The sequence below is a fragment of the Nocardioides sp. cx-173 genome, assembly GCF_021117365.1.
Taxonomy (GTDB): Bacteria; Actinomycetota; Actinomycetes; order Propionibacteriales; family Nocardioidaceae; genus Nocardioides.
Genome location: NZ_CP088262.1, coordinates 3553714 through 3565713, shown reverse-complemented (window position 1 = coordinate 3565713; position 12000 = coordinate 3553714). Strand labels below are relative to the sequence as shown.

The window sequence follows — 12000 nt, the reverse complement described above, 5'->3', positions numbered from 1 at the left end:
GTGGACCTCACCCACCGCTTCACCGTCCCGACCGGCGTCGAGCAGACCTGGGCGCAGTTCCAGGACATCGCGTCGGTCGCCGAGTGCTTCCCCGGCGCCACCGTGTCGTCGGTCGAGAGCGACACCTTCCAGGGCTCGTGCAAGGTCAAGCTGGGCCCGATCGCCCTGGTATACAACGGCTCCGGCACCTTCGTGGAGCGCGACGAGGCCGCCCACCGCTTCGTCGTGGACGCCAAGGGCAAGGACCGGCGCGGCAACGGTACGGCAGGAGCCGTCGTCACCTGCACGATGACGGCATCGCCGACGGACCCCGCGGGCGCCACCGAGGTGGAGGTCGTCACCGACCTCCACATCACCGGCAAGCCGGCGCAGTTCGGGCGCGGGGTGATGCAGGACGTCTCGGACAAGCTCCTCGGGCAGTTCGTCGACTGCCTCGAACAGCGGCTCTCGCCCGCGGCTGCCGCGCCCGAGGTCGAGGCCGCGGCCGAGGCTGAGGTCGCCGGCGAGGCCGAGCCCGAGCCCGAGCCGACACCCCTGGCCGACGCGGCGGCCGCCGCGGCGTCTCAGCCGTCCCCTGTGTCCCCTCCGGAGCCGACGGCCCGCCCGCCGCGCCCGCAGCCGGCGGACCAGGAGCACGACGACGCCCTCGACCTCGGGGCCACCGTCGTCCCGATCCTGCTCAAGACGTACTGGAGGCAGGCGCTGGGCGGCGCGGTCGTCCTGGTGCTGCTCAGGCGCCTGCTGCGCCGGCTGCGCGGCTGAGGCGCTGCGCCCAGCCCCACCGATCACAGGGAGGTCGTAAAACTCGCGCTTCCTGCATGAAGCTTCGCACCGGAAGCGCGAGTTTCACCGGGTGCCCGGTGAAACTCGCCGACGGACGCGGCGGCGTCAGTTGGCGTGCAGGTCCTCGTTGAGCACGATGCCCTCGCCGTGCCACGGGACGGCCTCGATGGCGCCGGTGACGGAGTTGCGGCGGAAGAGGACGTTGCTGGCGCCGGAGAGCTCGAGCGCCTTGACCACCTTCGTCGTACCGTCGGCGTCCTTCATCGTGACCTTGGTGCCGGCGGTGACGTAGCAGCCAGCCTCGACCACGCAGTCGTCGCCGAGGGAGATGCCCAGGCCCGAGTTGGCGCCGAGCAGGCAGCGGCGGCCGATGGAGATGACCTGCTTGCCGCCGCCGGACAGCGTGCCCATGATCGACGCGCCGCCGCCCACGTCGGAGCCGTCGCCGACGAGCACCCCGGCCGAGATGCGCCCCTCGACCATCGAGGCGCCGAGCGTGCCGGCGTTGTAGTTCACGAAGCCCTCGTGCATGACGGTGGTGCCCTCGGCGAGGTGGGCGCCGAGGCGGACGCGGTCGGCGTCGGCGATGCGGACGCCGGACGGCAGCACGTAGTCGACCATGCGGGGGAACTTGTCGACGCCGTAGACCGTCACGTGCTGGCCTGCCGCCCGCAGCCGGCCGCGGGTCTCCTCGAAGCCCGCGACCGCGCACGGGCCGGCGGAGGTCCACACCACGTTGGCCAGCAGGCCGAAGATGCCGTCGAGGCTGATCGAGTGCGGCGTGACCAGGCGCGCGGACAGCAGGTGCAGGCGCAGCCAGACGTCCTCCGTGGACGCCGGAGCCGTCGCGAGGTCGGCGATCTCGACCAGGCGGACCTCGCGGCGTACGCCGCGCGCGTCGTCGTCGCCCTCGAGGGCCCTCAGCGAGGCGGGGGCCTCGGTGCCGTCGCTCGCGCCGAGCGCGGGGGCGGGGAACCACACGTCGAGCACGGCGCCGGCCGCGTCGAGGGTGGCGAGGCCGAAGCCGTGGGCAGTCGTCGCGTCACTCACGCGGACCAGCCTAGGGGCTCTCAGACGCTGGCCGACGGCCTGTCCGGGTCGACGCCCGTCGCCGCGAGCCGGCGCCGGGCGCGGGCCATGAGGACCAGGGCGAGGACCAGGGCGAGGAGGGCGGCGCGGCCCAGCCAGGCGACGGCGTCGCGTCCGCCGGCGGCCTCGCTGACGCCCAGGAGCAGCAGAACGCCGCGCAAGAGCAGGCCGCTGCGCCCGCCGACCGGGTCGATCGCCGCCACGCAGACCGCTACGACGACGGTCAGCAGCAGCACCGCACTGCAGGCCACCGCGTAGCGGGCGTCCGGGTCGCCGCGCAGCGCGACCCGGGACCTCGTGGCGATCGTGGCGACCGGACCGATCACCAGGGCGAACGTGACGACCGCGAGCAGGACCGCGCCGAGGCCGAGGGCGAGGACGAGCAGGGCGACCACGCCGTACCACGAGCGGTCGGGGCTCTCGCCCTCCACCAGCGTCGCCGGGAACAACAGGAAACCCACGAGGAGCTGGACCAGCAGCGCGCTCGTGCCCGGGACGAGCACCGCCGACATCCGGGCCGGGAACCGGCGGGGGTCCAGGCAGCCGGGCCCGAGGTAGAGGACGACCCCGAGCGCGGTGTCGGCGGCGAGCAGGACGAAGATCGGCCGGTCGAAGGTCTCGTCGTAGTCCGACTTCGCCAGGAGCCACAGGGCGTAGCAGGCGACGAGCAGGCAGACCAGCCACATCAGCCAGCGCAGGAGCCGGAGGCCGCGGGAGGTCACGCGCTCACCGTATTGCGCTAGGCACAATGGTCGGCGTGACCCGTCCGGTGTGGGTGCTCCACGAGCACGAGCAGCCACGTCACCACTTCGACCTGCGCCTGGAGGAGGGCGGCACGCTGCGGTCCTGGGCAGTGCCCAAGGGTCTGCCCACCGACAGCGCCCACGACCGGCTCGCGGTGGCCGTCGCCGACCACGACCTGGACCATGCGACGTACACCGACGAACACAAGTCGATCGCCGACCACGGCTGGTGGGAGCTGGTGGACCGCAACGACCGGCGGTTCGTGTTCGACCTGCACGGCACCGGCGGGGTACGCCGCTACGCGCTCATCCACACCGGGCGCGACTGGCTGCTGCACCTGGTCAAGGATCAGTCGGGTCGGGGATGAAGACCTCATCGAGCGGGACCTCGAAGAGCCGGCCGATCCGGAAGGCCAGCGACAGCCGCGGGTCGAAGTGACCCTTCTCGATCGAGATCACGGTCTGCCGCGACACCCCGAGCGCCTTGGCGCACTCGCCCTGGGACAGCCCCGCCTGCTCGCGCAGCGCCCGCAGCCGGTTGTGCATCAGCCCTCCCGGCGCCCGAGCAGCACCAGGCGCGCGCACATGTCCAGCAGCCCCAGGACGAGGAAGACCCAGATCGGCACGGAGTCGGTGTCGAGGACGGAGGAGGCGACCGTGGCCAGCCCCATCGCCGCGATCGTGTCGTAGAAGGCGCCGCTGCTGGCGCGGGTGGCCCACTGGGACTCGATGGAGTCCTCGTCCCGCTCGGGCCGCGGCGTGCGGTCCAGCAGGAGCGCCGCCAGCGCCGTCACGAACGGCAGCGTCAGCAGCGCGAACACCGCGAACGTGATGCCGTCCGACGCGTCGTCCCGCGCCCAGGCAGCGAGGCTCCCCACCGCGGCGGCAGCGCCGAGGCCGCAGCCGACGGCGGTGGCCCAACGGGTGGCGGTGGGCAGGTCGGTCCGAGTGGCGTTCATGGCACCTCCGATGTATGAGTTCTTTGACACCACTCTGAGCGGTGGGCGTCGCGTTGTCAAGTTTCTCAGACAGATCGCCACGTTCGAGGGCGCAAACCGCTCGCCGTGCCCGGGCGGCCCCGGCTACCGTCCGGCCCATGAGCGAGGGGGAGCTGCTGCTGATCATCGGCCCGCAGGCCGTGGGCAAGATGACGGTGGGTCGGGCGATCTGCGCGGCCTCGGACTTCCGGCTCTTCCACAACCACCACACGATCGAGCCGCTGCTGGAGATCTTCGGCTACGGGACGCCGCCGTTCGAGACGCTCAACGCGGAGTTCCGGCTGCGCGTCATCGAGGAGGCCGCGGCCTCGGGGACCCGGCTGGTCTTCACCCTCGTCTGGGACGTCGACTCCGAGGCCGACGCCGCCGAGGTGCGACGGCTCGTGGCGCCGTACGCCGATCGCGGGCTGCGGATCTCCGTCCTCGAGCTGATCGCCGACCTGCCCACGCGGCTGGTCCGCAACACCGGCGCCGACCGGCTCGAGGCCAAGCGCTCCAAGCGGGACCTGGCCTGGTCCGACGCGCACCTGCGCGAGATGGAGCGGGCGCACCGCACCAACACCGATCCGGACGCCCCTTCGCCCGCCGACGACGTGCTGCGCGAGCTGCCCCACCTGCGCCTGGACAACAGCGAGCTCAGCCCCGCGGAGGTCGCCCGCCGGGTCCTGGAGTGGCTGGACCGCGGCTGAACCGCGCCCGCGCCAGTCCTCGCGCCCAGTCGTCGCGCCCAGTCGTCGCACTCAGTCGTCGGGCTGGGTGCCCATCACCTTGCCGGTCACGCCGTCGACCGTGACCGTCTGCTCCTCGGGGGTGTCCTCGTCGAGATGGACATCCCACGTGGGAGCGCCGCGGTCCAGCTCCAGGTCCACCCCGGTGACGGTGCCGGCCGGTGCGGTGCCGCGAGCCGAGCGGATCGCGTTGGCGAAGTCGACCGTGGTGTCGTTGAGCAGCTTGCGGCGCTCGGCGCGGTCGTCGGCGTCGTCGCCGCGCTCGGCGGTCGGGCCGCGCTCCACCGTGCTGCCGTCGGCAGAGACCCGCAGCTTGTTCTCGGTGCCGTCCGGGGTCACCACCTCCACGTCCCAGGAGCCGGCCTCCTGGTCGACCGAGAAGACGGTGCCGCCGTTCACCGCGTCCAGGGCGGTCCCGCCGGCGGCCAGCAGGGCGGCGTCGTCCGCTGCGGCGGGGGGGCTGGGGCTCTCCGACGCCGCCCCGGACGAGCTCGGAGCCGACGCGGTCTCGCTGGGGCTCGAGTCGGAGCTCGAGTCAGAGCTCGAGTCGGAGTCCGGGTCGGAGTCCGAGTCGTCGTCGCCACAGGAGGCCAGTGCGAGAGCGAGGGAGCCGGCGGCGAGGGAAGCGAGGACCCGGCTGCGCCAACTGCGTCGGCCGGGTCGGGTGCGCCGGGTGTGCTGGAGAGTGGACATCGGGGGCTCCTCAGGTGGGTTCGGTGACGGACCCCCCAAATCTCCTGAAACGCGGTACCGACTGTACGCCCCCGTGAGGCGGAGAACCATCGCTGTGTCCGTTACGCTGGGCCCACAGGCGTCTGAGCCGTCATCAGCGGCGAGCCTCCGGAAGAACGGCACGCGAGTGCTCACTAGACCCGGACGGGTAGGCCCGTCACAGCCGTGAACGAGCGGTCGTCCCGGAGACGGGGCGGCAAGCGAGGTGGTACCGCGGCCCAGCAGTCAGGGCGTCGTCCTCGTGGCAGAAGCCCGAGTCGACCGACGTACCAGCAGGAGCGCAGCCATGGCCTATCCGAAGGTCTCCACCACCGGCGACGGTGTCCCGTCCAGCCCGAGGTTCCCCGAGATCGAGGAGCGGGTGCTCGACTACTGGGACGCCGATGGCACCTTCCAGGCCAGCATCGACCAGCGGGACGCGGGCGAGGACGGCGCCAACGAGTTCGTCTTCTACGACGGCCCGCCGTTCGCCAACGGGCTGCCGCACTACGGCCACCTGCTGACCGGCTACGTCAAGGACCTGATCCCGCGCTACCAGACCATGCGCGGGCGCAAGGTCGAGCGCCGCTTCGGCTGGGACACCCACGGCCTGCCCGCCGAGCTCGAGGCGATGCGCCTCAACGGCATCAAGACCACCGACGAGATCGTCGAGATGGGCATCGACAAGTTCAACGAGGCCTGCCGCGAGTCGGTGATGAAGTACACCGGCGAGTGGCGCGAGTACGTCACCCGCCAGGCGCGCTGGGTGGACTTCGACCACGACTACCGCACCATGAACCCCGACTACATGGAGTCGGTCATCTGGGCGTTCAAGCAGCTGCACGAGAAGGGCCTGGTCTACGAGGGCTTCCGGGTGCTGCCGTACTGCTGGAACGACGAGACGCCGCTGTCCAACCACGAGCTGCGCATGGACGACGACGTCTACCAGATGCGCCAGGACCCGGCGGTCACCGTGGGGTACGACGTCACGACGCCTGGTGACTTCCAGGGCGTCAAGGTGCTGGTCTGGACGACGACGCCGTGGACGCTGCCGTCCAACCTCGCGGTGATGGTCGGCGAGGACATCGACTACGTCGTCGTCGAGGTGGAGGGGACGCGCTACCTGCTCGCCGAGGCCCGCGTGGCGTCGTACGCGCGTGAGCTGGGGGAGAGCCCCGAGGTCACGTGGCGGGGCAAGGGCAGCGAGCTCGTCGGCCTCACCTACACCCCGCCGTTCTCCTACTACGCCGGGCACGACAACGCGTTCCGGCTGGTGCCGGCGGAGTTCGTCACCACCACCGACGGCACCGGGCTCGTCCACACCGCGGGCGCCTTCGGTGAGGACGACAAGGTCGTGACGGACCGCGAGGGCATCGAGGCCGTGATGCCGGTCGGCAAGGACGGGAAGTTCACGTTCCCCGTCGTCGACTACGAGGGCCTGCTGGTCTTCGACGCCAACCTGCAGATCATCGACCACCTCAAGGCCGCCACCGCCGGCTCGGGGGAGACCGGCTCGGTCTCGCCCGGCACCGTGCTGCTGCGGCGCGAGACCTACGACCACTCCTACCCGCACTGCTGGCGCTGCCGTGAGCCCCTGATCTACAAGGGGGTCTCGTCGTGGTTCGTGGAGGTGACCGCGGTCAAGCAGCGGATGCTCGAGCTCAACCAGGAGATCCGCTGGGTCCCCGAGCACATCAAGGACGGTCAGTTCGGCAAGTGGCTGGAGAACGCCCGCGACTGGTCGATCACCCGCAACCGCTTCTGGGGCTCCCCGGTCCCGGTCTGGAAGAGCGACGACCCGACGTACCCGCGCATCGACGTATACGGCAGCTTCGAGGAGATCGAGCGCGACTTCGGTCGGCTGCCGGGCAAGGGGGACGGGGTGCCCGACCTGCACCGGCCCTACGTCGACGACCTGGTGCGCCCCAACCCCGACGACCCCACGGGCAGGTCGATGATGCGCCGCGTGCCCGACGTGCTCGACGTGTGGTTCGACTCCGGCTCGATGAGCTTCGCGCAGGTGCACTACCCCTTCGAGAACGCCGACTGGTTCGAGCACCACTTCCCGGGCGACTTCATCGTCGAGTACATCGGCCAGACCCGCGGCTGGTTCTACACGCTGCACGTGCTGGCGACCGCGATCTTCGACCGGCCGGCGTTCAGCTCGTGCATCAGCCACGGCATCGTGCTGGGCTCCGACGGCAACAAGATGTCGAAGTCGCTGCGCAACTACCCCGACGTCAGCGAGGTCTTCGACCGTGACGGCGCCGATGCGATGCGCTGGTTCCTGATGTCCTCCCCGATCCTGCGCGGAGGCAACCTGATCGTCACCGAGCAGGGCATCCGCGACTCGGTGCGCCAGGTGATGATCCCGCTGTGGAACAGCTGGTACTTCTTCCAGCTCTACGCCAACGCCGCGCGCGACGGTGCGGGCTACGAGGCGCGGTGGTCGACGGCGTCGACCGACCCGCTCGACCGCTACCTGCTGGCCAAGTGTCGCCAGTACGTCGAGCAGATGACGCGGCAGATGGACGCCTACGCCGTGGCGGACGCGTGTGACTCGACGCGCTCGTTCCTCGACGTGCTGACCAACTGGTACATCCGTCGGTCCCGCGACCGCTTCTGGGGTGACAACACCGACGCGTTCGACACGCTCTACACGGTCCTCGAGGTCGTCTGCCGGGTCACCGCGCCGCTGCTCCCGCTGACGACCGAGGAGGTCTGGCGCGGGCTCACGGGCGGCCGCTCGGTGCACCTCGCCGACTGGCCGTCGGCCGACGAGCTCCCGGCCGACGACGCGCTCGTCGCCGCGATGGACCAGGTGCGCGAGGTCTGCTCGGCCACGTCGGCGCTGCGCAAGGCCGGCAGCCTGCGCAACCGGCTGCCGTTGGCGACGCTGACCGTCGTGGTCGCCGACCCCGGGGCCCTCGCGGGCTTCGAGGGCATCGTCGCCGACGAGGTCAACGTCAAGCAGGTGCGCCTGCTGGCCGCCGACTCCGACGAGGCGGCGTCGTACGGCGTCGAGCAGCGGCTGAGCGTCAACGCCCGGGCGGCGGGCCCGCGCCTGGGCAAGGACGTGCAGCGCGCGATCAAGGGGTCCAAGTCCGGCGACTGGTCGGTGGCCGACGACGGCACCGTCACGGCGGGCGGGCTGGAGCTGGTCGAGGGGGAGTACACGCTCGACACCGTCGCCGGCTCGGCCGACCCCGACTCGGCCACCGGCGTGCTGCCGGGTGGTGGCTTCGTGGTGCTCGACACCGCGGTCACCCCGGAGCTCGCCGCCGAAGGGCTGGCGCGCGACCTGGTCCGTCAGGTGCAGCAGGCCCGGCGCGACGCCGGCCTCGACGTCTCCGACCGGATCTCCCTGGTGATCTCCGGACCGGCCGCGGTCCAGGAGGCGGCTCGCACCCACGAGCGGCTGATCACCAGCGAGACCCTCGCGACGTCGTACGAGGTCGGCGACGGCCCCGACGGCGAGCCGGTCGTGACGGTGACCAAGGCCTGAGACGCGCCGGCTCAGCCGAGGCCCAGCCTGCCGGCCAGCCGGTCGAGCGAGGCGAGCACCTCGTCCTCGGCCTTGTCCGGGACCCCCCAGATGAGCTCGGTCGCGCCCTGCTCCGCCCAGGCCGCAAGGTCCTGGGGGTCGGGCTTGAAGGCGATCAGGATCCGGATCTCGGGGGCGCCCGTGCGGCCAGCATCGGCCCAGGCTTTCTGGAGGGCCGCGATCTGGCCCGAGATGTCCTGCTGGGCGGGGGTGGTCATCCAGCCGTCGGCATGGGCGGCGATCCACGCGAACGTCTTGGGTCCGCCGCCCGCGCCGATGATGAGCGGGATGTGCTCGGCCGGCTTGGGGAAGGCCCACGACGGCCCGAACGACACGAACTCGCCGTCGTAGGACGCCTCCTCCTGCGTCCAGAGCGCGCGCATCGCCTCGACGTACTCGCGCAGGACGGTCCGGCGCCTGTCTGCCGGCACGTGGTGGTCGGCCAGCTCGTCGGTGTTCCAGCCGAAGCCGGCGCCGATGTCGACCCGGCCTCGGGAGAGGTGGTCGAGCGTGGCGATCTGCTTGGCCAGCGTGATCGGGTCGGACTCGACCGGCAGCGCCACCGCGGTGGCGAGCCGGATCCGCGAGGTGGCCTGCGCGACGGTCGCCAGCGAGACCCAGGGGTCGAGGGTGCGCAGGTAGCGGTCGTCGGGCAGCGTCTCGTCCCCGGTCCCGGGGTGCGCGGCCTCGCGCTTCACGGGGATGTGGGTGTGCTCGGGCACGTAGAACGTGTCGAACCCGCGCTCCTCCGCGGCCGCTCCCAGTGTGGCCGGCCGGATGCCGCGATCGGAGGTGAACAGGACAAGGCCGTTGCGCATGGCCGAACACTAGAACAGGTTTCAGTTTCGGCGGTAGAGGTGCGGCTGGTTGACTGACGCCATGCAGCTCGACCTGACCGCGGACGTCGTGACCCTGACCCAGCAGCTCGTCGACATCGAGTCGGTGAGCAAGGACGAGGGCGCGATCGCCGACGCCGTGGAGGCGGCGCTGACGCCGCTGACCCACCTCACCGTCAGCCGGCACGGCAACACGGTGGTCGCCCGCACCGACCTCGGCCGCGACGAGCGGGTCGTGATCGCGGGGCACCTCGACACGGTCCCGCTCAACGACAACCTGCCGAGCCGGCTCGACGACGCGACCGGCCTGCTGCACGGTCTGGGCACGTGCGACATGAAGGGCGGCGACGCGGTCATCCTCAAGCTCGCCGCGGGCCTCACCGAGCCGGTCCGCGACCTGACGCTCGTGCTCTACGAGTGCGAGGAGATCGACGCGGAGTTCAACGGCCTCCACCTGCTCAGCCAGAGCCACCCCGAGCTGCTCGCCGCCGACTTCGCGATCCTCATGGAGCCGTCCAACGCCGTGGTCGAGGCCGGCTGCCAGGGCACCCTGCGCGTCGAGGTGCGTACGACGGGCGAGCGCGCGCACTCCGCGCGCAGCTGGAAGGGCGTCAACGCCATCCACAAGGCCGCCGAGGTCCTCGCTCGACTCAACGCCTACGAGGCGCGCCGGCCGGTGATCGACGGGCTGGAGTACCGCGAGGGGCTCAACGCGGTCTTCGTCCGCGGGGGAGTGGCCGGCAACGTGCTGCCCGACGAGTGCGTGGTCGAGGTCAACTTCCGCTTCGCCCCGGACCGCAGCGAGGCCGAGGCGGAGGCGTTCGTGCGCGAGTTCTTCGACGGCTTCGACGTGACGCTGACCGACATCGCGCCGGGAGCCCTGCCGGGGCTGGACCGGCCCGCGGCCAAGGCGTTCATCGAGGCGGTCGGCGGGCCCGACGGCATGGTCAACCCCAAGTTCGGCTGGACCGACGTCGCGCGCTTCACCGCCCTCGGCGTGCCGGCCGTCAACTTCGGCCCCGGCGACCCGATGCTCGCGCACAAGCAGGAGGAGTACGTGCCCGTGGAGCAGATCCGCAGCTGCGAGCGCGCCCTGACCGCCTGGCTGGGAGGCCCGAGGTGAAGTTCAAGATGAAGGGCCCGGTGATGCAGCGCCGCGGCCAGGTCGACGGCACCACCACCGACCAGCGACTGCTCGACTCCCGCGGTCCCAGCGACTGGGTGCACACGGATCCATGGCGGGTGCTGCGCATCCAGGCCGAGTTCGTCGAGGGCTTCGGCTCGCTCGCCGAGCTCGGCCCGACGGTGTGCGTGTTCGGCTCCGCCCGCATTCCGGTCGGCGACCCGTCGTACGCCGTGGGGGAGCAGGTCGGACGCCGGCTGGTCGAGGAGGGCTTCGCGGTGATGACCGGCGGCGGGCCGGGCGCGATGGAGGCGGCCAACAAGGGCGCCTGCCAGGCCGGCGGCACCAGCGTCGGCCTCGGCATCGAGCTGCCCTTCGAGGCGGGCCTCAACGAGTGGGTCGACGTCGGCATCAACTTCCGCTACTTCTTCGTCCGCAAGACGATGTTCGTCAAGTACTCCCAGGGCTTCATCGTGCTCCCGGGCGGCCTCGGCACCCTCGACGAGATGTTCGAGGCGCTGACGCTGGCCCAGACCCAGAAGGTGACCGCGTTCCCCGTGGTCCTGATCGGGACCGAGTACTGGTCGGGGCTGCTGGCCTGGCTGCGCGAGACCGTGCTCGCCGGCGGCATGATCCTCGAGGCCGACCTGGACCGGCTCGTGCTCACCGACGACGTCGAGGAGGCGGTCGCCCTGATGAGCGCCGCGAGGTCGTCGCGATGATGTGGTTCTTCGCGATCCTGATCGTGCTCGCCATGGGCGGTGTCGCGATGCTGGCCGCCGGCAAGGGCACGCCGATGGCCGAGGCCGAGCACGACCGGCCCGGCGTGCTGCCACCGGAGGACCGCCCGGTCGGACCGAACGACCTGCGCACGGTGCGCTTCTCGCTGGCCTTCCGCGGCTACCGGATGTCCGAGGTCGACGCGCTGCTCGACCGCCTGGCCGCCGAGCGGGAAGGCCGCGCCGACCGCGAGGCTCGTGGCGGTGACCCGGCGGAGTAGGGCACACTGCCCAGCGTGTCGACCGAGGTGAGCATCGTCTACGTCCTGACCGCCCTGGCGGCCTTGGTCGTGGTCCTGACGCGGCTGCGTCTCGGGCGCGACCAGGGCGCCGGACGGGTGTACGTCGGTCGCACGCTGCTCAACGTCCATACCGGCTCGGGCGTGCTGGCGCTCGCCGCGTGGCTGGTCTTCCTCCTCGCCGGCGACTCGCTCAGCGACAACACCGAGGGCCTGATCGGCATCGCCGCGCTCGCGCTCTGGTGGGTCGTCGTCGTCTCGGGACTGCTGATCCTGGTCCGCTGGCTGCCCAGCAGTGGCCGGCACGCCTCCGGAGGCAAGGAGGACACCTGGTCGGAGGGGCCCGGGCTCTCGGTCCTCGCCCACGTCGGCATGCTCGTCGGCGTCTGCGTCTTCACCTGGGCCTACGTCACCAGCGTCGTGTGAC

General features: G+C 71.5%; 14 protein-coding genes. 8 read left to right on the top strand and 6 right to left on the bottom strand.

Going from position 1 to position 12000, the window contains the following annotated elements; genetic code table 11:
• Complete coding sequence (locus LQ940_RS17440; RefSeq protein WP_231244169.1) at positions 1–762, top strand: SRPBCC family protein; 762 nt, start codon at positions 1–3, stop codon at positions 760–762.
• A gap of 126 nt (positions 763–888) precedes the next feature.
• On the opposite strand, the gene dapD is transcribed toward LQ940_RS17440, so the two are convergent.
• Both dapD and LQ940_RS17430 read right to left on the bottom strand, forming a co-directional pair.
• Positions 889–1833: a 2,3,4,5-tetrahydropyridine-2,6-dicarboxylate N-succinyltransferase gene (dapD, locus tag LQ940_RS17435; RefSeq protein WP_231244168.1), complete on the bottom strand. Its 945-nt coding sequence runs from the start codon at positions 1831–1833 to the stop codon at positions 889–891.
• 20 nt (positions 1834–1853) lie between these two features.
• Complete coding sequence (locus LQ940_RS17430) at positions 1854–2594, bottom strand: hypothetical protein (RefSeq protein ID WP_231244167.1); 741 nt, start codon at positions 2592–2594, stop codon at positions 1854–1856.
• Between the two features lie 35 nt (positions 2595–2629).
• Here LQ940_RS17430 and LQ940_RS17425 point away from each other — a divergent pair, with 35 nt between their 5' ends.
• On the top strand, positions 2630–2983 hold the full coding sequence (locus LQ940_RS17425; RefSeq protein WP_231244166.1) for a DNA polymerase ligase N-terminal domain-containing protein: 354 nt from the start codon (positions 2630–2632) through the stop codon (positions 2981–2983).
• Here LQ940_RS17425 and LQ940_RS17420 read toward each other — a convergent pair.
• Positions 2958–3161 carry a helix-turn-helix transcriptional regulator gene (locus LQ940_RS17420; protein WP_231244165.1) on the bottom strand — a complete coding sequence of 68 codons (204 nt, stop codon included), beginning with the start codon at positions 3159–3161 and terminating at the stop codon, positions 2958–2960. The genes LQ940_RS17425 and LQ940_RS17420 overlap by 26 nt on opposite strands.
• Positions 3161–3574 carry a hypothetical protein gene (locus LQ940_RS17415; protein WP_231244164.1) on the bottom strand — a complete coding sequence of 138 codons (414 nt, stop codon included), beginning with the start codon at positions 3572–3574 and terminating at the stop codon, positions 3161–3163. The genes LQ940_RS17420 and LQ940_RS17415 overlap by 1 nt, the downstream gene beginning before the upstream one ends.
• A gap of 137 nt (positions 3575–3711) precedes the next feature.
• Between LQ940_RS17415 and LQ940_RS17410 the strand changes: the two genes are divergently transcribed.
• Positions 3712–4302 carry a hypothetical protein gene (locus tag LQ940_RS17410; RefSeq protein WP_231244163.1) on the top strand — a complete coding sequence of 197 codons (591 nt, stop codon included), beginning with the start codon at positions 3712–3714 and terminating at the stop codon, positions 4300–4302.
• Positions 4303–4353: 51 nt separating this feature from the next.
• Here the strand turns inward: LQ940_RS17410 and LQ940_RS17405 are convergent, their stop codons facing one another.
• On the bottom strand, positions 4354–5034 hold the full coding sequence (locus LQ940_RS17405; protein ID WP_231244162.1) for a PepSY domain-containing protein: 681 nt from the start codon (positions 5032–5034) through the stop codon (positions 4354–4356).
• 325 nt (positions 5035–5359) lie between these two features.
• Here LQ940_RS17405 and ileS point away from each other — a divergent pair, with 325 nt between their 5' ends.
• Entirely contained in the window at positions 5360–8557 is a 3198-nt protein-coding gene (gene ileS, locus LQ940_RS17400; RefSeq protein WP_231244161.1) for an isoleucine--tRNA ligase, read from the top strand.
• Between the two features lie 11 nt (positions 8558–8568).
• On the opposite strand, the gene LQ940_RS17395 is transcribed toward ileS, so the two are convergent.
• Positions 8569–9414, bottom strand: a complete 846-nt coding sequence (locus tag LQ940_RS17395) for an LLM class F420-dependent oxidoreductase (protein ID WP_231244160.1) — start codon at positions 9412–9414, stop codon at positions 8569–8571.
• A 61-nt stretch (positions 9415–9475) separates the two neighbouring features.
• Between LQ940_RS17395 and dapE the strand changes: the two genes are divergently transcribed.
• Genes dapE through LQ940_RS17375 form a run of 4 tightly spaced genes read left to right on the top strand, consistent with a single transcriptional unit; the run spans position 9476 to position 11999 of the window.
• The gene (gene dapE / locus LQ940_RS17390; RefSeq protein ID WP_231244159.1) at positions 9476–10555 is read left to right on the top strand and encodes a succinyl-diaminopimelate desuccinylase; all 1080 of its coding nucleotides are present in this window, start codon (positions 9476–9478) and stop codon (positions 10553–10555) included.
• Positions 10556–10563: 8 nt separating this feature from the next.
• Complete coding sequence (locus tag LQ940_RS17385) at positions 10564–11277, top strand: TIGR00730 family Rossman fold protein (protein ID WP_231244264.1); 714 nt, start codon at positions 10564–10566, stop codon at positions 11275–11277.
• Positions 11274–11555, top strand: a complete 282-nt coding sequence (locus LQ940_RS17380) for a DivIVA domain-containing protein (RefSeq protein ID WP_231244158.1) — start codon at positions 11274–11276, stop codon at positions 11553–11555. Before LQ940_RS17385 ends, LQ940_RS17380 begins: the two co-directional genes overlap by 4 nt.
• A 15-nt stretch (positions 11556–11570) precedes the next feature.
• Positions 11571–11999 carry a hypothetical protein gene (locus tag LQ940_RS17375; RefSeq protein WP_231244157.1) on the top strand — a complete coding sequence of 143 codons (429 nt, stop codon included), beginning with the start codon at positions 11571–11573 and terminating at the stop codon, positions 11997–11999.
• Position 12000 lies beyond the last annotated feature (1 nt).

What these genes read in the sequence shown, in the direction of transcription:
- LQ940_RS17420 (WP_231244165.1), bottom strand. Translation starts at nt 3,161, where the DNA reads ATGCACAACCGGCTGCGGGCGCTGCGCGAGCAGGCGGGGCTGTCCCAG.
- LQ940_RS17415 (WP_231244164.1), bottom strand. Translation starts at nt 3,574, where the DNA reads ATGAACGCCACTCGGACCGACCTGCCCACCGCCACCCGTTGGGCCACC.
- LQ940_RS17410 (WP_231244163.1), top strand. Translation starts at nt 3,712, where the DNA reads ATGAGCGAGGGGGAGCTGCTGCTGATCATCGGCCCGCAGGCCGTGGGC.
- LQ940_RS17405 (WP_231244162.1), bottom strand. Translation starts at nt 5,034, where the DNA reads ATGTCCACTCTCCAGCACACCCGGCGCACCCGACCCGGCCGACGCAGT.
- ileS (WP_231244161.1), top strand. Translation starts at nt 5,360, where the DNA reads ATGGCCTATCCGAAGGTCTCCACCACCGGCGACGGTGTCCCGTCCAGC.
- LQ940_RS17395 (WP_231244160.1), bottom strand. Translation starts at nt 9,414, where the DNA reads ATGCGCAACGGCCTTGTCCTGTTCACCTCCGATCGCGGCATCCGGCCG.
- dapE (WP_231244159.1), top strand. Translation starts at nt 9,476, where the DNA reads ATGCAGCTCGACCTGACCGCGGACGTCGTGACCCTGACCCAGCAGCTC.
- LQ940_RS17385 (WP_231244264.1), top strand. Translation starts at nt 10,564, where the DNA reads ATGAAGGGCCCGGTGATGCAGCGCCGCGGCCAGGTCGACGGCACCACC.
- LQ940_RS17380 (WP_231244158.1), top strand. Translation starts at nt 11,274, where the DNA reads ATGATGTGGTTCTTCGCGATCCTGATCGTGCTCGCCATGGGCGGTGTC.